Source organism: Colwellia piezophila ATCC BAA-637, assembly GCF_000378625.1.
GTDB lineage: Bacteria > Pseudomonadota > Gammaproteobacteria > Enterobacterales > Alteromonadaceae > Colwellia > Colwellia piezophila.
Window position 1 is genome coordinate 95910 of the sequence record NZ_KB905171.1, and the last position, 18931, is coordinate 114840.

Genomic DNA, 18931 nt, shown 5'->3' on the forward strand with positions numbered 1-18931 from the left:
CGCTCATGCCCTAAGGTCTTTATCAGAGAACGAGGACTAAAGCGGCGTTTTAAAAATCCTGACATATATTCAATTTAATAATTTAGTGAATAAAATTTATATTTACAATGGTTGACAAAAGATGCTAATTGAATGAACATATAGCCATCTAAACGTCCGAACAAAAAGAAAGAATCACTATTTTGACTACCCATTCAGAGCTACAAGCTAGATACAATGACATTAATCGTGGTGTTTACTTTATTGGTACCACACCACCCAAGAGTGATACGCCACTTGATAAAGTGGCTGAGATTGCCGAAAAACTACTTGATCGGGTCAGTGATATCGACTTTGATGGTCTAATTGTTTATGACATTCAAGATGAAAATTCGCGCATTAGTAAACCTCGACCTTTCCCATTTAAATCAACTCATGACACCAGACTTTATTCTTCTTTATTGAATAAAAAATGTAATCGTCCGGTGATAACTTATAAAAGCGTCGTGCATTCTAATGGTGATGACTTTAATGACTGGGCAAATGAGGCATGGGAAAAGTATGGTGTAAGGGATGTGGTGTTAGTGGGTAGCCCATCAAAAAACAATCAAATCTCCTTACCACTGGCGAGTGCTTATAAAACCTTAGTAGACAACCCTCATGACTTTTTCATCGGCGGCGTTACTATTGCTGAGCGCCATGCCAGTAAAAAAGATGAGCATGACCGCTTAATCACCAAACACCAACAGGGCTGTAGCTTCTTTATTTCGCAAGCAATATACAACCCCCAGGCGACCATAGACTTACTGACCCGCTATGCTATTGAATGCCAAAAACAAGGGGTAAAACCACAACGCTTGATCTTAACATTTTCCCCATGTGGTAGTGAAAAGACGCTAGAGTTTATTGAATGGTTAGGCGTTAATGTGCCCGAGGCGACAAAGTTACGTATTCTTAACGCTGAAAACCCTTTGTATGAATCAATTCAGAATTGCGTCAATAGTTTGCAACAAATTTTAGATGCGGTGATCAGTTATGATTTACCATTAGGTTTAAATATTGAAAGCTTAACCAACCGTAAAGAAGAGATAGACGGTTCAATCTTGTTATATAAATTATTACGTTCAAAAATGGATAATTATTTAGCTAAAAAAGAATTATCAGCACTCAATCGTAATAGGTAAATAATACTCTCTAGGCAACTCACCGCTATGGTGAGTACTTATGATCTGGTGGTGAATTTTCACTTTACTATCAACATACAACAATAAAACATGACATTACCGATACTTTCTCTATTATTAAAGGAACTGTATTCATCCTAGGTAAGTTATGAACCAGCAATCTTCAGCATCACATAAAAAAATAGCCATTAACCAGCTTGAGCCTGGCATGTATGTTTTATCAATAGGCTCTAAACACAAGACGCTTACCGTAAAATCTGAAGGTTATATTCTCGCAAAAGAAAGTATTAAGAAACTTATAAAAGCGGGCATAACTCACGTCACCATTGATCCCAGTAGACAAAAAAAAACCGAAAGAATTGATAAAATATTACCTGAAATAGCAGAGCCAGTTACCACACCTCAGTTGGAAAAAAACAGCACTGTCACACTTGATCAAGAGATGAAAAAAGCCAGTAAGCTTTACGATAACGCTAAAACATTACAGCATAAAATCCTCAATAGCTTAACCGAACACAAAACCATTAATGTCATTGAAGCCAAAGAATCAACCGATGCTATTGTCGACTCCATTTTTCGAAACCAAGACGCGCTGTTGTGTATGTCACGTCTGCGGATGAAAGATGAATACTTAGTTGAACACTCCCTCAATGTGGCTATCTTAATGGCACTATTCGCTAAGCATTTAAAATTTGATCGTCAGGTGATAGAACAGCTAGCTTTAGGCGCATTTTTACATGACATAGGTAAAGTATTGGTGCCGCCAGAAATTTTGCATAAACCAGGGAAACTAACGCCCGCGGAGTTTGATATCATTAAAAGTCATGTTGATTTAGGGGTACAGATATTAGTTGAAACCCCTGGTTTTACCGATATAGTGCTCAATATGGTAAAACAACACCATGAGCGTTTAAATGGCATGGGTTATCCCGCACAACTAACAGAGCAACAAATATCACAATATGGCCGTATGATTGCAATTGTCGACAGTTATGACGCCATGACCGCAGAACGCGTTTATAAAGCGGGTATGCACCCCATTAAAGCCTTTAAAATTTTAATGAAAGACTCACCATCTAGTTATGATAATCAATTAGTGGAGCAATTTATTAATTGTCTTGGCATCTATCCTATAGGCACGTTAGTAAAACTCACCAGTGGTAAACTGGGTTTAATTAGCCAGTTAAATAAAAGTAAGCCACTGCAACCCTTTGTACGCGTGTTTTATAACACCCGTTTAAATCAAGCTATTGCCATGCAAGAGCTAGACCTTAGCCAAACTAAACACCAAGATCAGATTGATTGTTGCATTAAGCCCGATGAGTTTAATATTAATTTATTACGCTTTTTTAAAACCGCATTTGCTAGCTAAGCCGAAGTGACGGCTTAATCGCCTCCAACGTCTAAACCTCTCATTGATCGCACACAGTAACTATTTACGGAGTTCAGCTCAAAAATCGGCTCCCCCCGCAAAAGAGGTTGCCCGTAGCAAGGGAAAATCCTGCACTTTTCTCAAATTATTTGTTAGGCTTACGCTATAGCCACGAAATATCGTGCCCGTTACCCTAGCTGATGATAAAGGCCCAAGATGAACTCAGATATAACGAAATTCTTAGCGCACCCACAACTGTTATTAAATGCCGTTGGCGAGGGTGTTTACGGTTTTGACAAGGCTGGCAATGCCGTTTTCATCAATCCTGCAGCAGAGCAAATGACAGGCTGGGCTGCCGACGAGTTATTGGGCAAAAACATACATCAATATCATCATCATAGTCACGCCAATGGTGATCCTTATCCAAGCGATGAGTGTAATATTTATAACACCATGCGAGATGGTATGGAGCGCAAAATTACCGATGAAGTTTTTTGGCGAAAAGATGGTAGTTGTTTCCCCGTTGAATATACCTCAACCCCCGTATATAAAGACGGTGAACTCATTGGCGCGGTCGCTGTTTTTCGTGACGTGAGTCAGCAAAGACTTGCCGATAGTAACTTGCGAGCGGCCTTAAAAAAAGTACAAGATTTAACAGAAAAACTGCAAGCAGAAAACAGTTACCTACAAGATGAAATCAATGAAAGCTGGCGTGGTTCAGGTCTAGAAGGTAACAGCCCTAAATTTATTACCATGTTACAGAAAATAGAACTGGTGGCTAAAACCGATAGTACCGTACTTATCCTAGGTGAAAATGGTACCGGTAAAGAGTTGGTTGCTCGTAACTTACATCAATTAAGCCAACGTAAAAATACCCCCTTAGTGAAAGTAAACTGCGCGGCATTTTCGGCGAATTTACTGGAATCAGAGCTGTTTGGCCACGAAAAAGGGGCTTTTACCGGTGCCAGTGAGAAAAGACTTGGCCGTTTTGAACTGGCCGATAAAGGCACATTGTTTTTAGATGAAATTGGCGAACTCTCTCTTGATGCGCAAAGTAAATTACTTAGGGTATTACAAGAGCGAGAGTTTGAACGCGTTGGTGGCAGTAAAACCATTAAGGTCGATATTCGTATCATAACCGCCACCAACCAAGATTTACTCACCATGGTCGAGCAAGGTAAATTTCGCATGGACTTATATTATCGCTTAAATGTATTTCCTATTTTGGTACCCGCATTAAGAGATCGTATCGAAGATATACCAATGCTCTGCCATAGTATCTTAACGCAACTTAATCATAAACTTAATAAAGATATCAAAGGTATAAGTAATAAAAGCCTAAGAGAGTTAACTGGTTATCACTGGCCAGGCAACATCAGAGAACTGCAAAACATTCTCGAGCGCGAAGTGATTTTATCGAATTCGAGCACCTTACAGATTCAACAAAAATTCAGTAAAAAACTCGTTATGACTCGTTCAATAAATAAAACTTTAGCTGAGGTCGAAAAGGCTTATATCATTGAGGTATTAACGGATTGCCAATGGAAAATTGGCGGTGACATGGGCGCGGCTAATATTCTTGGTCTGCCTGATAGTACGTTACGGTCGCGCATGAAAAAGTTAAAAATACAGCGACGTCCATAGTAGGCCCACCAAGCTGACAATACCCATTGCACATTACACATGGCATATGGCAATAACCACTAGATTCACACAAAAACCACGATATATCGCGAGTCCGTGATATATCGTGGCACAGCCGGTTTCACCAATAATATTAATTGTTAATATACAGTCACTTATGAACAATAAAACCTGGCGCGTTTATTGATATAGGGTAATTAATTAATTATGACCCTGTAGTAATGAATGAAGATTAATATTAAAGAAGAGCACCTGATCATTAAGCCGTATAACTCTCAAACATCTGTCTATGTGCGAGAACAAAAAGGCTTTTACCAAAAAATTCGTCGTTATATAAACTGGCTATTAATGTTTATCTTTATTGCCGTGCCCTTTGTGCAATTTAACGATCAGCAAGCAGTTTTACTGGATGTTGTTAGCCAAGAATTTAGAATTTTTAATATGACTTTCTGGCCGCAAGATTTTACCTTACTTGCCGGAATTTTTATGGTGGCAGCCTTTGCCTTATTTTTTATTACTAGCTGGATTGGCCGTGTCTGGTGCGGTTATGTTTGTCCACAAACTGTTTGGACACTTGCCTATGTGTGGGTTGAGCACCGAATAGAAGGTACACGTAATCAACGTATAGCCCTCGATAAAGCTCCTTGGACGCTAAATAAAATCACCAAGAAAGTCCTCAAACATAGTAGTTGGCTGCTGATGTCTTTATTCACAGCGACTACCTTTATTTCTTACTTTGTGCCGGTAGACGAATTATACCGAGGACTGTTCGACTTTGGTTTGAGCGGTGTTGTCACTTTTTGGCTACTCTTCTTTGGGGTTGTTACCTATGGCAATGCTGGTTGGATGAAGGAGCACTTTTGCATTCATTTCTGCCCCTATTCTAGATTTCAATCGGCCATGTTCGACAAAAATACTTTTATGGTTGCCTATGATAACAAACGTGGTGAATCTCGAGGCCCTCGTAAACGGAAAGACGATCCCAAAGAACTCGGTTTAGGCGACTGTGTTGACTGTAACTTGTGTGTCGATGTCTGCCCTGCCGGTATAGATATTCGCAATGGCATTCAATATGAGTGTATCAATTGTGGCCTTTGCATTGATGCTTGTGATCAGACCATGGCAAAGTTTAATTATGCAAAAGGCTTAATAAGCTATACCAGTGAACAAGCCTTAGCAGGAAAAAAGACCAATAGGTTCAACCTTAAACTAGTCTCTTATGCCAGCTTAACTTTAATTTTTACCGCCTTACTGGTGTTCGCCATTGATAGCCGAATACCGTTAGAAGCCAATGTTATTCGCGATAGAACAGCCCTATACCGGGTTAATTATGCCGGAGTAGTAGAAAATACTTATACCGTAAAAATCCTTAATAAAACCCAAGCGCCACTGCATTTTGATATCAAAGTCGATAGCTTAACCAACAGTGAATTAACGCTACCTAAAAACGTGCTTATTAGTGCCGGGACTATGCGAGAAATCCCTATTACCCTTGCGATCGATGGCTATGAACTAGAAAAGAAGATAACTCATTTTAACTTCATTATTCAAGCGATCGAAAAACCCGAGATTGTATTGCAAAAAAACACGGTATTTTTTCGCAACTAAGCTATTTCTATTGAAGTGAAGTAAAGCCTTTCTAACTTAGTCTTGATCAGACTAGCTCTGATTGGCTTGCCACTGAAATATCTCATCAAGTGCTGTGGGAAATATATCGGTTAAACAAAAACCGAGCACACATACAGTGAGTACTTACCCATCTCAATAGCGCACTTTTTTTCCCGAATTAGCCCCACTACTGCCATGTTTTTCATGCTCTGATATTTTTAAGCGAATTATTTACTATAAAATTAGCTATATTAACAACACTTTCCGACTAAAAAATGAATAGTAAAGTCACTTATTAGCCATTGAAAGTAACCACTGACTGCTAGCACTGGTCGAATTTACTAACAGCTGTTTAGATATTTAGTAAAGAATAACGGATATGACAATGACCCGAATACCTATAACAATATAAAATGACCTAAAGCATTGATTTAACATAACTATATATAATGGCACTATGCTTGCGCTCTACGACTAACTACTTAAAGGAAATAAAATGAAGCAACTAGAAGACATTAAAATCAATATAAAAATAAAACTCTCTGCATTATGGGCAACCTTAATGTTCATGTTCATTTATGCTGACTTTATTTCGCTGATGATACCGGGTCGAGTTATGGGCTTCAATGATGGCACGATGGGATTAGGCACCACAACACCGATGAAGCTTGTTATCGTCGCAGTGCTAATGTCTGTACCTGCATTAATGGTTTACCTCTCTTTAGGTCAAAAAGCAAAATTTAGTAAGGTACTCAATATCTTATTTGGCGCTTTTTATGCCATCATCATGACACTAACTGTTTACTCTTCAATTAGCGAATGGCGGAGCTTCTATATAGTGATGGGAGTTATTGAGATTTTCATTTGTTTATCCATCGTTTGGAGTGCTTGGCGTTGGCCAAAAGCTAATGAGCCATTAAAAAACCAAAAAAATAACCCTATACCAAATCCATTAAGTTAGTTCGAACCAAGGATAAATAAATGTCCATAAATCAAAATGCTAGACTTGCAGGTTTACTCTACTTCATTGTTGTCATTACCGGCATTGTCAGTTTAGCTTACGTTCCCTCACAACTAATAGTGTGGGATAACCCCGCTTTAACAGTAGAGAACATCAAAGCTTCAGAGTGGTTATTTAGAGTGGCGTTTTATGTTACCTCGCTTTTTTAATTTTAGCCTTTACTCTTTTTAAATTATTTGAAAAGACCAACCAAAATGTTGCCAAACTTATGATCCTTCTGGTCGTGATTAGTGTGTCTATACCCAAACAACCTCAAGATGCAGGATTCAGCTGGAATTAGAAACGTCTTTAGGCAAGGCGTTGATTGAAGAGAATGGTTATTCCCTTGTCGAAATCAATAACGATGGATAAAACGTTTCTAAACCAACCCTACGGGGACGCATGAACAAATCATATTCATCGTTGCGTATGTGATTAAGGGAATAACCATTAATAAAATACGCGCCTTGACTATGAATTACTCAGCCGTCCTGAAACGAGCATCTTGAAGTAGCTTGGGTATATATCTATCTTTAACTTGATTGGAAAGTTAGATGTATTAACAATCATCAATAACAAAGCGCTATTGGAGGTATATTCCCCACAACAAATAAGTGCACAAGTTATGACGATGTTACGCTCATATAATAATGGCATAACAATAGTCCAAGTTTTTTGGGGGTTATGGTTATTTCCTTTCGGCTATTTAATATTTAAATCTAGACTGATACCGAGAGTATTTGGCATCTTATTAATGCTTGGCTGTTTTAGTTATTTGATTCAATTTACCGGAGCAATCCTACTGCCAGAGCTACATATTCCTAGTTTTGTCGGATTGCCGGCATCAATTGCTGAAATTAGTAACTGTTTATGGTTACTAATTATGGGGGCAAAAGATCCCTCAATTGATAAGCCCACCCTCCCTGCCTAGACACACAGTTGTATACAAATAAGCATCACCACAAGTGTCCCCGCGGTGGTGCTAACTTTCTAAGTGAAGCCTTACTCGCTTAGTCTTTATCAGACTCACTCTCATTGGCTTGCCACTGAAATAGCTCATCTAGCGTTGTTGCAAAGATGTCGGTTAAACAAAATGCCACTTCTAATGACGGTGAGTATTTTCCCGCTTCAATAGCCGCAATAGTTTGGCGGGTTACACCTAACACTTTGGCTAGTTCTTGCTGGGTCATTTCGTCTTTTTCAAAGCGTTTTTTTCGCAGCTGATTACTAATAATACCTTTTACTTTTTTAGTCATGATTTATCCTTACTATTCCCTTTATCTACTCATATTGATTCAGCACAGTAACTAGGCGGCCATACGGTAACGATAGATTTGTGAAACACGTGCAACAAACTCAACTAATAAGCCGGAAAACATCAGACCATGGATGAGGAAGTCCAATGGCGGCACATCAGAGAAGAATGGATAACCCGGAATAACCCCCTGACAAAATACATGAATTAGCAAAGCCATGATGCAAAAGCTAAGAGTAAAGTATGCCCAAGCAGTTGCTTTATCTTCTATTTCTTGATCTCTTTCATCCACCAAGGAAACATCTTCATCATCATCGCCACTCACTTTTCTTATCACAGTCAAAACCGTAAAGGCAATAACAGCAAAAACGATGCTAACGATTAAGGTACTGATCCATAACCAAACAATTTGGTCGGCATGAGTTGAAAAAAAACCTTCAAGCTCAGTAATACCATTGCCATAATACCAAGCAATAAATATCGTAAAAGCTATCGTAATCCATGCGGTTTGCTCACTAAAACTACTATTTTTTAAAAACATACTTAATCCTTTTTTACACTTTTAATGTTAATAATACTTAACATAAGGTAACAACCACCATATGCCATGTCAAATATTATTAACATCAAGTGTGATTTTGTTAACATAGTTAAGTCAGTGGTTAAAGCCGGTTTTCTATAAAGTTTACTATACTTAACGAATCCGCCCTTCACAGCTAGGTAAGGATTATGCATTTTGATACCGGCATTTTGGTACTGGTATTTGTGGTGTTATCACTAATAATTGGTGCTATCACCCGTGATGTCCTAAAAAACACTCCTATTCCCTATTCAGTGGCGCTATTGGTTATTGGCTTAGCGCTTGGCTTAATCCAACGTAGTGGCATCTTCGCGCAATATATGCCGCTAATGGATGAAACTGTGCTGATGATCGCCGAAGTCGATCCGCATTTAATCCTGTGGTTATTCTTACCTATTCTTATTTTTGAAAGCGCCTTCGCCATGGAAGTGCATTTATTTCGGCGTATTTTTTCGCAAATAGCACTACTGGCGGTACCTGGTTTGATGGTAGCAACCCTGTTAACCGCAATCCTGGCAAAATATGCCTTTCCTTGGGATTGGAGTTGGCCATTATGCTTTATGTTTGGCGCTCTTATTAGTGCAACCGATCCTGTTGCTGTGGTGGCGTTACTAAAAGAATTAAGCTCACGTAAACGACTGGAAACTTTAATTGAAGGCGAGTCTTTATTTAACGATGGCACCGCGATAGTCTTTTTCATGTTATTTCTTTCTATGGTGGTAAGCCCTAGCGAAGCGAGCATAAACCCTGTGCTTATTGCTTGGGATTTTTTGCGAGTGGTCTTTATTGGCGGCTTTATCGGCGTGGCCTTTGGTCTTATCGTTATTCATTGGATTGGCCGCGTATTCAACGATCCCATGATTGAAATCACCCTTTCTATCGTGGTCTCATACTTAGCCTTTATGGTCGCCGAAGCATTACATGTTTCCGGTGTGGTCGCGGTGGTGGTATTAGCGTTAATGTTTGCTAGCTTAGGCCGTACTAAAATATCTCCTGAGGTCAGTGGTTTCTTACATCATTTTTGGGAGATGATGGCACATATAGCCAATACCATTATCTTTCTATTGGTTGGTACTCTCATCGCTGGCAGAGTGCAACTAGATAACAGCCAAATGTGGTTTACTCTACTAATTTTATATATCAGCATACAGGTTATTCGCAGCTTTTCCGTCGCCTTGTTTATGCCGTTACTTAAGCGTATTGGCATTGGCATTACCCGTGAAAAAGCCATTGTGTTAGTTTGGGGTGGTTTACGCGGCGCGGTATCATTAGCCTTGGCACTTACCGTTGCCCAAAATGAACTCATCCCTAGAGAAATTGGCGATCAAATTCTGTTTTTATGCGCCGGCATTGTCGTGCTCACCATGTTAATTAATGGTGGCAGCATGGGTTGGTTACTGAAAAAATTAGCGCTAAATCGTTTACCCGAAGCAAAACAAGCCACCGTTGATAAAGCGGGGGGCGAGGTTAATAAAACCTTATCGGCTATTTTACCCGAGATGATGGCTGATGAGTTTTTAAAAGGTGCTAATTGGCCAGAAGTGAAGAAGATTTCCGGTATTCATGCGGTCAGTAGACAAACCCAAGTAGAGCAAATCAGCGAAGAAGAATTGGTCACCGCCTACCAACGACGCTTGCTCGAAACAGAGCGCAAACATTATTGGACTCAATTTGAACAAGGCACCTTGGGTGAAGGGGCGACCAACAAATTAGTATCCTCGGTTGAACATGCCTTAGATGGCTCCCCCACCATAGCGCCACGTACTGAGCTAGAAAATTTATGGCAAACGCCACCACTGTTAAATGCGTTGAAAAATATCAAAGCGATGAAGAAATTTGCCTTAACACTTAGCTTTAATCGCTTGTCATTAAGTTATGAAGTCGCTAGAGGTTTTATTCAGGCGCAAAATGAACTTAAATCTCATATTGATGAGTTAGCGCCAAACGAGAGAGCCGCAGAAACAGTGCATGTTATGGTCGAAGAAAATAAACAAACGACAATGTGTTATATCGCCAGCTTGCGAGAAGCTTTCCCAGAGATCATCCATAGCTTAGAAACTTACTCTGCTTGTCGATTACTCTTGTATCGAGAGCGGGCGGTTATAGCACAGCAACTCAAACAAGCGGTACTTGATAAACCCGAAGCTGAACGCATGATAATGGCGGTGGAACAACGTATGGCGGCACTCAATAAGGCGACCAACATTGAGAGCTCAATTTCTGGCGAACAGTTAATAAAACAACTGGCTTGGTTGCAAAAACTACCTAAAAGCACCCAAGATAAAGTGAACGCCATTATGCAGCACAGTATTTATAACCCTAATGAAGAAATAACCAAGGCAGGCAAAGCTTTTTGCGCCTTAGGCATAATCACCCGAGGCACTGTCGAATTAGTGCGCGAGCAAGAGGGTAAAACCATCACCAGTGTCTTAGGCATGGGGGAAACAGTGAGTGCGATATCGTTACTCTCCGGCTTTTCTGCCGAGAGTATTACCGCGACGTCTTTAGTCGATATTATTTGGTTGCCGGGCGAAAAAATCAAACCAATCTTAGCCAGTGAGCCCGAGTTATCACAAGCCATTGGTAAGATGATGCAATAGCGGCAGTTAAGTTTTCATTGCTCTGCACTACATCTTCCTAATCCAAAGTTAATCTTAGAAAGTAAATGCCCAACCAAGCTGTGGTCCGTGCTGAATAAAATCTACTTTAGTGGAAATTCCATTTTCGACACTGTCATTGCCAATTTCCAGGTAGCGATAACCAATCCAGACATTATGCAAACCACCAAAACGATATATAGCTTGCGCATTAAAACCTCGGTCTCTATCGTTATCGCCATAAATCTTAGTATCAACAGAAGCGGCAATACCCCAGTCATCGCTAAACCAATAGCGATAGGTAACCCCAACTAACCAATCAAAGTCATGAGTTTTTGATATATTGAACTTATTATCTATATGGATAAAACCATCATCTGATAAGGGTGATACCGCTAAATCAACTTTGGCATAAATATGCCTAACACCCGTCAGTAAACGCAAACCAGGATAGAGTTCATAGCCAACCAGTAAGTCATTGGCAGCCATTTGTATGGTCGTTTCAATGCGATGAGCAGGGGCAATGATACCTCCGGTTAATGGCCCGGTTAAACCCTCAGTATCTGTTGAACTACTAACATGCATATAATCGAGTCGTAAACTATAAAGCCACTTGCCTTTTTGCGCATAAAGCTCGCCGATAACACCAAAATTCAAATTTTTAAAAATATCACTAAAAGGAATTTCAATATCCAGTATTTCGCCTTCTGAATCTATTGAACCATTAATTGATGGTGCCCAGATCATTGGAAAGGCAACAAGGTAGTTCCAATCATCATATTCAGGATTTTCTTTGTAGGTATCTGGGCCTACTTCGTAACCTAGTTCATCGTCTTCTTCAGCAACAACATTCGGCGCCCAACAAAGGTAAGCTAAGGCGAATAACAGTACAGATAAATGCTTCATAAGTATTTCCAATTATTGTTCTTGAATCAGGGTTGCCATCAATTCAAGGGCATTATTTTTAATTAACTTGCCATCATGGTAAATAACAAAGTAGCTGCTCTTTTTACAATTGAGATTCAATGGGAAGAATTGAATATAGGCTTAAATTAAAACGTCGCCACCAGCTAGTTTCAGGCTGTACTTTATGAACAATAACCTCGCCATTAACCTTATCGAGCCAAACCACATTGTCATCTTGCAAGGTCACTTTATACGCCGCTGTTTTGATACTTTTATCAAAGGATTCTGTCGCTATGTATGCTGCCATCGCTGGGATTTCACAGACTACGCCAAGCTCCGTATTAATATTGGCTGATCTGGGATCAAAATTAAATGAGCCGATATAAACTTCTTTGCGGTCAAAAATATAAGTTTTCGCGTGCAAGGCACTCTTGGCTTCGGCGCTACGACTTAACGAACGACTGGCTTTAGATTTTGCCTTGGGTTTTAGTTCATATAACTCAACGCCACCTTTGAGTAAGTTATAGCGCTGACGGGCATAACCTGATTGCGCCATAATGCCATCGGTAGAGGCGAGTGAGTTAGTGATCACTCTAACGCTGATACCCTGTTTAACTAAAGCGACTAAATGCTTAGTACCTTTATCTCCGGGAACAAAATAAGGTGATATCAGCTCTAGACTATGTTCAATTTTATCGGCGTGTGAGCGTAATAAGGTGATTAAATAAGTTGTTTCAAGCTCAGATTTCCCTAAGGTTTTTTCCGGGCTATCATATATAACATGGGCCTTACCACGATATATTAACTTGTCATTTTCTCCTGTTATGCCACTTTCAATACGTTGATACATTACTGAGTTTCTGAGATCTTTGGCATAATCCGAATCTTTTACCGATAAAACATAATCAGCCAATTCTTGCTTGACCGCAGCCAAGCGTTTTTGCTGCGACTGATGATCATCAAAAACATACCCTGGAATGGCAAACGGACTATTAAAATAAATATCAAATTGCTCATTTACCTCTGCCACAACCGGTCCTATTGCAATAATATCAAGGTCGGCATAATTGCTTCTGACATTAGCGGAAAAGTAGCTCTCTTCAATATTTCTACCACCGACTATGGTGTATTGGCTATCAACGGTAAATGATTTGTTATGCATGCGGCGATTAATACGTGCGGTATCCGTTAAAGCCGCAGGCGCTTTATAACCCGTAGAAGAGAATGGATTATAAATACGTACTTCAATAAACTCATGGTGATCCATGGCAAAGAGTATTTTTTTGGTTTTACTATCAAGATTTAAATCATCGAGTAGCAACCGAACCCGTACGCCTTTATCAGCCACGGCTAACATCTGGTGCATTAACAATTTACCAATAATGTCCGCTTTCCAAATAAAATATTGCACATCCACCGAGCGCTCAGCTTTTGATAATAGCGCCATGCGTGTTAAAAAAGCATCGGTACCCTCAGCAATTAAATACATGCTTGAATATTCAGGATTTTCTGCTTGAAGGTGACTGGCGGTTTTCCCTAACCAAGTTTGCTCAGTATCGGTATAAGCCAAACTTTCAACTTGCTCAAAATCTGTAGGCAGTAAAGAACAAGCCGTTAATAATGACAGTAAAATACTCAAGAGGAGAGCCATTATTAAGCGCATATTTTTCATGGGTAATCCTTACATAACGGAGAATACAGGCAGTCGTCACCCTGACCAACGCTTAAATAACGCCTTGGTTACCAACACTCCCGGCGACTTTTAGCTTAGTTTTTATTACAGCACTATTTAGCAAGAGTGCTTTAGGAATACATATGCCTGTAACAAACTATCAAGTGGTGCCCCCACATCCTGCAGAAAAGTCAAAAATGGCTGAAGATGACTGGCTTTTACTACGGTGATATCGGTATTCACCAGTGACTCCTATTTTTCTGAATAGTAATTCTCATTTTAACAATCACAGCAATAACTTACCTTTATTGTCTCAAAATGACAAGAAATGTTACACGATGAGACTTAAAATAAATAAGACTACAAAGCCTTTGAATATGTTACAATTTTTAATTGACTTGCAAAGAAATAAACACAGTATTATCTTTAATATACCTCTATGATTACTGATTACTGATTACTGATTACTGATACTTTAACAATCAAAACTTAGCATACAAGATCGACTTATAGCTCATCATTACACTTTATTAGGGATAGATAATGAACTTGAAAAACACACTATTAAGTAAAGCAATTAGCAAGGTAGTTATTACCGCCGCCATTGCAGTATCACTTAGCTCTGCAGCCTTTTCTGCCGAGCAAACATTAATTAAAAACGTTAAGATTTGGGATGGCACTGCAAGTAAATTAAGTAAAACACAAGATGTACTCATTGAAGGAGAGTTAATTAAAGCCATTGGCACTGGGCTAAAGGTTGCTGCTGATGTGGAAGTAATTGATGGTCAAGGTAAAACCATGATCCCCGGCCTTATCGATATGCATGCACATTTGTGTTTACAAGAGGGTATGTTAGTTGGCCGTGATGCTTACGACCAAATGGCAATGGGCGCACGTACTGCTCACTCACTGGTTGAATACTTAGACCAAGGTTTTACTACCGCCCGTGATGTAGGTTGTAACGTATTAGGTATCGCTAAAGCGGTAAATAATGGTTTATTAATAGGACCACGTATTTACCCTGCCGGTGGTTTTTTAAGCCAAACCGGTGGCCATGCCGATACTGGTAGTTTTAATGATATGCCCGGTCGGATTGATGATTTAGAACGTCACGGTTTTGGTTACATTGTTGATGGTAAAACTGAAATCCGTCGCGCCGCCCGCCAAAATTTACGCTCAGGAGCAACACATATAAAGCTAATGGCTGGTGGTGGTGTTGCCAGTGAGTTTGATCCAATTCATACCACTCAATTTTCAGTAGAAGAATTTGAAACGGCGGTTGAAGTCGCCAAAGATTATGGCACTTATGTAACTGTTCATGCCTACCATGATCGTAGTGTAAACCGCGCCATTGACGCTGGTGTTCGTGTTATTGAGCATAATTTTTTAGCTTCAGAAAAGACTATTAAGCGCATGAAAAAAGAAGGAGTAGCTCTATCTGCACAAGCGGTAATGTCTCTTGAGGCCTTTGCAAATCCAGAGTCGATTACCTTCTTTAGCGCTGATCAAAAAGCAAAAGCGAAGTCCGTCAATGCAGGTGCGACACAAATGTTTAAATGGGCACTAAAACATGACTTATTAATTGTTACTGGTGGCGATATGTTTGGACCTGCATACAACGGCAGACAAGCGGATAATATGGTTTGGATGAAAACTGTAGGTGCAACACCGTTACAAATTATGAAAATGGGTACCTCTAGCGCCGCTGAAGTATTAGGCTGGTCTGGCGGTATGAACCCATATAAATACGGTGCTTTAGGTGTGATTAAAAAAGGCGCTTATGCCGATTTAATTTTAGTTGATGGTAACCCACTTAAAAATATTAACGTATTGAATGAATACAAAACTAAGTTCAAGTTAATTATTAAAAATGGTCAAGTGCATAAAAACACACTGTAAGCCATTAGCCTATTAACTAAAAAGGTATTTACTTTAGGGTAAATACCTTTTTGTTTTCAATAAAGCTAACAATTGAGAACTGTTGCTAAGAGTGAAGAATTCTCAAGCAAATATACTTTTAACAATAATGGAATAAATTTATGTCGACTCAAATATCTCTACTTAGTATTGCACTATCTGGCATATTAATATCATTACCTACCTGGGCGACCGAAGACCTTTCCGAAAAAACTGTTTCCGCAACAAACAAGGGCATTAACTTTGGTGGCCCTGATGCCGTTGATAACCAAATAGCCGAAGATAACAAAAAATCAAAACCTGATTTTAAAACGCAGCTTGAGCTAAATAATGTCAGCATGGGTCTAGATTACTCAGCGATATTTCTGGGTGCCAATAATGTATTACCTGGCTCAGATGATAATGCTGGTAGTGGCATGATGCGTTTTTATGGTAGCTGGAATCCTGTTGGTATCGGTACTAAAGACACCGGCGGTTTAGTATGGAAAGTAGAACATCGACATTCTTATACCGATACTTCAGTGAAAGACTTTGAATTTGGTACTGGCGGCTTAGGCTTAATAACGCCACCTTTTAGCGATGAAGGCACCCGTTTAACAAACTTGTATTGGAAGCAAAAGTTAATGGACGGTAAAGCGACTATTGTCGCTGGATTTCTTGATGTCACTGACTTTGTTGATGTATTTGCTATGGCAAGCCCATGGACAGGTTTTATGAACTTTGCCTTTAGTACCGGCACTACCACCATAGCATTGCCTGGTGATGCTACCTTAGGGATCGCTGGCGGTATGATGTTATCCGACGAATATTACCTTGTTGGTAGTTTTGCAGATATGAACTCAGTCTCCTCTAAACCTTTTGACGGCTTTGATTCTTTTTTTACTGACAACAAATACTTTAAAAGTATTGAACTGGGCTGGACCAAATCTCAGGGCCAAATTTATGTTGATAATATCCACGCCACGCTTTGGCATGCTGACGCAAGTGAAGTGCAAGGTTCAACCAAAGGTTACGGAGTAAATTTTTCTGCCTCACGCTTAATTGAAGGTCAATGGTTACCCTTTGTTCGCGCCGGTTATTCTCAAGATGCTGGCACCTTAATGGAAAAATCTATCAGTGCTGGTTTTGGCTATTACGGTTTAGGTGGTGAAGCAAACAACCTTGGTGTGGCGATGAACTGGGGACAAGTGAAAGGCAGTGATGACCAATACACCACTGAGGTTTTCTATATTATGAAACCGTTAGATTATTTAGAAGTGACCGCTGATGTGCAATACATTGCCAACCCGGCATTAAATGCCATTGATAGCAGCACACTTATTTATGGCTTAAGAATGCGCTTAGCGATCTAGTTTTTTCAAAATAAGCTTTGAATCGAGATGCTCGACTCGACGCTTACTTTTACTTTTGAAACATTAAAGGCAGTCACTGGTTCCTCAATACTTACCTAGCGCTCTAATGCTAATGAGTCACGTACTTAATTAGCATCGCAAAACACATAAACACCACTAAATAGCGTAAGTAAGTCACGGGGATTTTGAACAAGCAATGGGAGCCTAGCCAAGCACCAATAAACTGGCCACACATCATAATAAGCCCAACCAACCAAATGACTTGTCCGGCAAAGATGAAAATAATCAACGAAGCTATATTAGTAGCAAAGTTTAGTGTTTTTGCTATCGCGGTAGCTTCAAGAAATTTCTGTCCGCGTAACGCACGGCCTGCCAAGGTGAAAAACGACCCGGTACCAGGTCCAAAGATGCCGTCATAACAGCCAATGAGCGGCACAACAAATTTTTTATAGTTAGCCGATGAGACTTTTTCGACCTTGTTATCTTCATCAATTGTCGGCGTAAATAAAAAATAAAGTCCAATAATGCTAATAACGATAGGAATAACAACCGTCAGCATTTGTGCATCAATAAATTGCAGAATCACAGTGCCTATCACCGAACCGATAAAGGCCGAAAGCATAAGGTATTTCACTTGCTGCCAACGCACTCGCCTACCACGCAACATCATTACCGTGGCAGTAGCAGTGCCCATGCTAGATTGCAGCTTATTTGTCCCTAAGGCGGCTAAAGGTGGTATACCACTCATCATTAACGCTGGCAGGGTTAACAAACCGCCACCACCGGCTAAGGTATCGAGAAAACCCGCGACCAAGGCGATGGTAAATAAAAATAAGGCTACTTCAATGGTTAAGCTGGCAAACTCCACAACACTTCCTTTAAACTTTAATTATGCTTATTACAGCAAGGCTATAACAATAAATTTGCCGAGACTTTAAGTAAATAGGGATTAATTAGCAATACATCAATTGTAACGCCCCCACAACTTGGCAATGACTGCTCATCACTCAGTCATTGCCATAGACAGTGAAACGACATTAATAAAGCAAAAAATAGCGGTCACCATACGCAAAGACTCGCTAAGTCATGATATATTACGCTCCGCATAACTTTCCACCGATGAGACCTTTGTGAAACTTCAAAATAAAAACATGCTGTTATTCGATCTCGATGGTACTTTAGTCGATAGCGCACCTGATCTCGCCTTAGCGGTGAATAAAACCCTAAGAGATTTATCATTGCTTGAATATGACGAGCAGACAATTCGCTACTGGGTCGGAAATGGTGCCAAGATGTTAATTGAGCGAGCATTGTCTGGTAGTGCCGAAATCAATAAGCAATTAGAGCCTGCGCTAGTCAATGATGCTTTAGCAATATTTTTGCAACATTATAGCGATGGTGTATGTATCAACTCTGCCTTATACCAAGGTGTTAAAGAAGGCTTAATAACCTTAAAAAATTCTGGCTTTCGTTTAGCCATTATAACTAACAAACCTGAAGTGTTTATCCAACCTTTGTTAACAGGTTTAGGTATAGGTGAGCTGTTTGAAATTCTTATTGGCGGCGATACGTTAGCTGATAAAAAACCCCATCCAGCCCCGCTAAACTATGCACTAAAACAGCTTAATGTTTCGTCTGAGCAGTGTTTAATGATTGGCGATTCTAAAAACGATATTTTGGCAGCAAAAGCGGCCAATATCGACAGTGTCGGCTTAACTTATGGTTATAATTATGGTGAAGACATTGCCAACTACCAACCTAATTACTGCTTTGATAGTTTTGCCGATTTAGTTGCCTTTTTACAACACTAGCTTAGGCTAGCACTTAGCTAAAGTATTAGATCTTAGGTCTTAGGTCTTAGGTCT

General features: G+C 39.8%; 16 protein-coding genes. 11 read left to right on the forward strand and 5 right to left on the reverse strand.

From position 1 onward, the window contains the following. Nucleotides 1–182: 182 nt before the first annotated feature. From F580_RS0118500 to F580_RS24970, 7 genes are all read left to right on the forward strand, one after another. On the forward strand, nucleotides 183–1163 hold the full coding sequence (locus F580_RS0118500) for a methylenetetrahydrofolate reductase (protein ID WP_019029239.1): 981 nt from the start codon (nucleotides 183–185) through the stop codon (nucleotides 1161–1163). Between the two features lie 148 nt (nucleotides 1164–1311). Continuing rightward, nucleotides 1312–2535, forward strand: a complete 1224-nt coding sequence (locus tag F580_RS0118505; RefSeq protein WP_019029240.1) for a cyclic di-GMP phosphodiesterase — start codon at nucleotides 1312–1314, stop codon at nucleotides 2533–2535. A 216-nt stretch (nucleotides 2536–2751) separates the two neighbouring features. Next, nucleotides 2752–4179 carry a sigma-54 interaction domain-containing protein gene (locus tag F580_RS0118510; protein ID WP_019029241.1) on the forward strand — a complete coding sequence of 476 codons (1428 nt, stop codon included), beginning with the start codon at nucleotides 2752–2754 and terminating at the stop codon, nucleotides 4177–4179. 225 nt (nucleotides 4180–4404) lie between these two features. Next, nucleotides 4405–5787, forward strand: coding sequence for a cytochrome c oxidase accessory protein CcoG (ccoG, locus tag F580_RS0118515; RefSeq protein ID WP_019029242.1), 1383 nt, complete (start codon nucleotides 4405–4407; stop codon nucleotides 5785–5787). A gap of 496 nt (nucleotides 5788–6283) precedes the next feature. Next, the gene (locus tag F580_RS24960; protein ID WP_019029243.1) at nucleotides 6284–6748 is read left to right on the forward strand and encodes a DUF6326 family protein; all 465 of its coding nucleotides are present in this window, start codon (nucleotides 6284–6286) and stop codon (nucleotides 6746–6748) included. 20 nt (nucleotides 6749–6768) lie between these two features. Next, the gene (locus tag F580_RS24965) at nucleotides 6769–6957 is read left to right on the forward strand and encodes a DUF4386 family protein (protein ID WP_019029244.1); all 189 of its coding nucleotides are present in this window, start codon (nucleotides 6769–6771) and stop codon (nucleotides 6955–6957) included. Nucleotides 6958–7316: 359 nt separating this feature from the next. After that, nucleotides 7317–7718, forward strand: a complete 402-nt coding sequence (locus F580_RS24970; protein ID WP_425393358.1) for a DUF4386 domain-containing protein — start codon at nucleotides 7317–7319, stop codon at nucleotides 7716–7718. A 79-nt stretch (nucleotides 7719–7797) separates the two neighbouring features. Here the strand turns inward: F580_RS24970 and F580_RS0118535 are convergent, their stop codons facing one another. Next, nucleotides 7798–8043: a helix-turn-helix transcriptional regulator gene (locus tag F580_RS0118535; RefSeq protein WP_019029246.1), complete on the reverse strand. Its 246-nt coding sequence runs from the start codon at nucleotides 8041–8043 to the stop codon at nucleotides 7798–7800. 51 nt (nucleotides 8044–8094) lie between these two features. Then, nucleotides 8095–8583 (reverse strand): hypothetical protein, encoded by a 489-nt coding sequence (locus F580_RS0118540; RefSeq protein ID WP_019029247.1) that lies wholly within the window; start codon nucleotides 8581–8583, stop codon nucleotides 8095–8097. A 188-nt stretch (nucleotides 8584–8771) separates the two neighbouring features. Here F580_RS0118540 and F580_RS0118550 point away from each other — a divergent pair, with 188 nt between their 5' ends. Further along, the gene (locus F580_RS0118550) at nucleotides 8772–11222 is read left to right on the forward strand and encodes a cation:proton antiporter (protein ID WP_019029249.1); all 2451 of its coding nucleotides are present in this window, start codon (nucleotides 8772–8774) and stop codon (nucleotides 11220–11222) included. Nucleotides 11223–11276: 54 nt separating this feature from the next. Here the strand turns inward: F580_RS0118550 and F580_RS0118555 are convergent, their stop codons facing one another. Both F580_RS0118555 and F580_RS0118560 read right to left on the reverse strand, forming a co-directional pair. Then, on the reverse strand, nucleotides 11277–12125 hold the full coding sequence (locus F580_RS0118555; RefSeq protein WP_019029250.1) for a hypothetical protein: 849 nt from the start codon (nucleotides 12123–12125) through the stop codon (nucleotides 11277–11279). A gap of 103 nt (nucleotides 12126–12228) precedes the next feature. Next, on the reverse strand, nucleotides 12229–13797 hold the full coding sequence (locus F580_RS0118560) for a phospholipase D family protein (RefSeq protein WP_019029251.1): 1569 nt from the start codon (nucleotides 13795–13797) through the stop codon (nucleotides 12229–12231). Between the two features lie 543 nt (nucleotides 13798–14340). On the opposite strand from F580_RS0118560, the gene F580_RS0118575 reads away from it, so the two are divergent. Further along, on the forward strand, nucleotides 14341–15696 hold the full coding sequence (locus F580_RS0118575; RefSeq protein WP_019029253.1) for a metal-dependent hydrolase family protein: 1356 nt from the start codon (nucleotides 14341–14343) through the stop codon (nucleotides 15694–15696). Nucleotides 15697–15836: 140 nt separating this feature from the next. Then, the gene (locus tag F580_RS0118580; protein WP_019029254.1) at nucleotides 15837–17066 is read left to right on the forward strand and encodes a carbohydrate porin; all 1230 of its coding nucleotides are present in this window, start codon (nucleotides 15837–15839) and stop codon (nucleotides 17064–17066) included. Nucleotides 17067–17175: 109 nt separating this feature from the next. On the opposite strand, the gene F580_RS0118585 is transcribed toward F580_RS0118580, so the two are convergent. Continuing rightward, complete coding sequence (locus F580_RS0118585) at nucleotides 17176–17934, reverse strand: TSUP family transporter (RefSeq protein ID WP_019029255.1); 759 nt, start codon at nucleotides 17932–17934, stop codon at nucleotides 17176–17178. 262 nt (nucleotides 17935–18196) lie between these two features. Between F580_RS0118585 and F580_RS0118590 the strand changes: the two genes are divergently transcribed. Further along, on the forward strand, nucleotides 18197–18877 hold the full coding sequence (locus tag F580_RS0118590; RefSeq protein ID WP_019029256.1) for a phosphoglycolate phosphatase: 681 nt from the start codon (nucleotides 18197–18199) through the stop codon (nucleotides 18875–18877). The last annotated feature ends 54 nt before the right edge of the window (nucleotides 18878–18931 follow it).

What these genes read in the sequence shown, in the direction of transcription:
- F580_RS0118505 (WP_019029240.1), top strand. Translation starts at nt 1,312, where the DNA reads ATGAACCAGCAATCTTCAGCATCACATAAAAAAATAGCCATTAACCAG.
- F580_RS0118540 (WP_019029247.1), bottom strand. Translation starts at nt 8,583, where the DNA reads ATGTTTTTAAAAAATAGTAGTTTTAGTGAGCAAACCGCATGGATTACG.
- F580_RS0118560 (WP_019029251.1), bottom strand. Translation starts at nt 13,797, where the DNA reads ATGAAAAATATGCGCTTAATAATGGCTCTCCTCTTGAGTATTTTACTG.
- F580_RS0118580 (WP_019029254.1), top strand. Translation starts at nt 15,837, where the DNA reads ATGTCGACTCAAATATCTCTACTTAGTATTGCACTATCTGGCATATTA.
- F580_RS0118575 (WP_019029253.1), top strand. Translation starts at nt 14,341, where the DNA reads ATGAACTTGAAAAACACACTATTAAGTAAAGCAATTAGCAAGGTAGTT.
- F580_RS0118535 (WP_019029246.1), bottom strand. Translation starts at nt 8,043, where the DNA reads ATGACTAAAAAAGTAAAAGGTATTATTAGTAATCAGCTGCGAAAAAAA.
- F580_RS0118550 (WP_019029249.1), top strand. Translation starts at nt 8,772, where the DNA reads ATGCATTTTGATACCGGCATTTTGGTACTGGTATTTGTGGTGTTATCA.
- F580_RS0118510 (WP_019029241.1), top strand. Translation starts at nt 2,752, where the DNA reads ATGAACTCAGATATAACGAAATTCTTAGCGCACCCACAACTGTTATTA.
- F580_RS24965 (WP_019029244.1), top strand. Translation starts at nt 6,769, where the DNA reads ATGTCCATAAATCAAAATGCTAGACTTGCAGGTTTACTCTACTTCATT.
- F580_RS0118555 (WP_019029250.1), bottom strand. Translation starts at nt 12,125, where the DNA reads ATGAAGCATTTATCTGTACTGTTATTCGCCTTAGCTTACCTTTGTTGG.
- ccoG (WP_019029242.1), top strand. Translation starts at nt 4,405, where the DNA reads ATGAAGATTAATATTAAAGAAGAGCACCTGATCATTAAGCCGTATAAC.
- F580_RS24960 (WP_019029243.1), top strand. Translation starts at nt 6,284, where the DNA reads ATGAAGCAACTAGAAGACATTAAAATCAATATAAAAATAAAACTCTCT.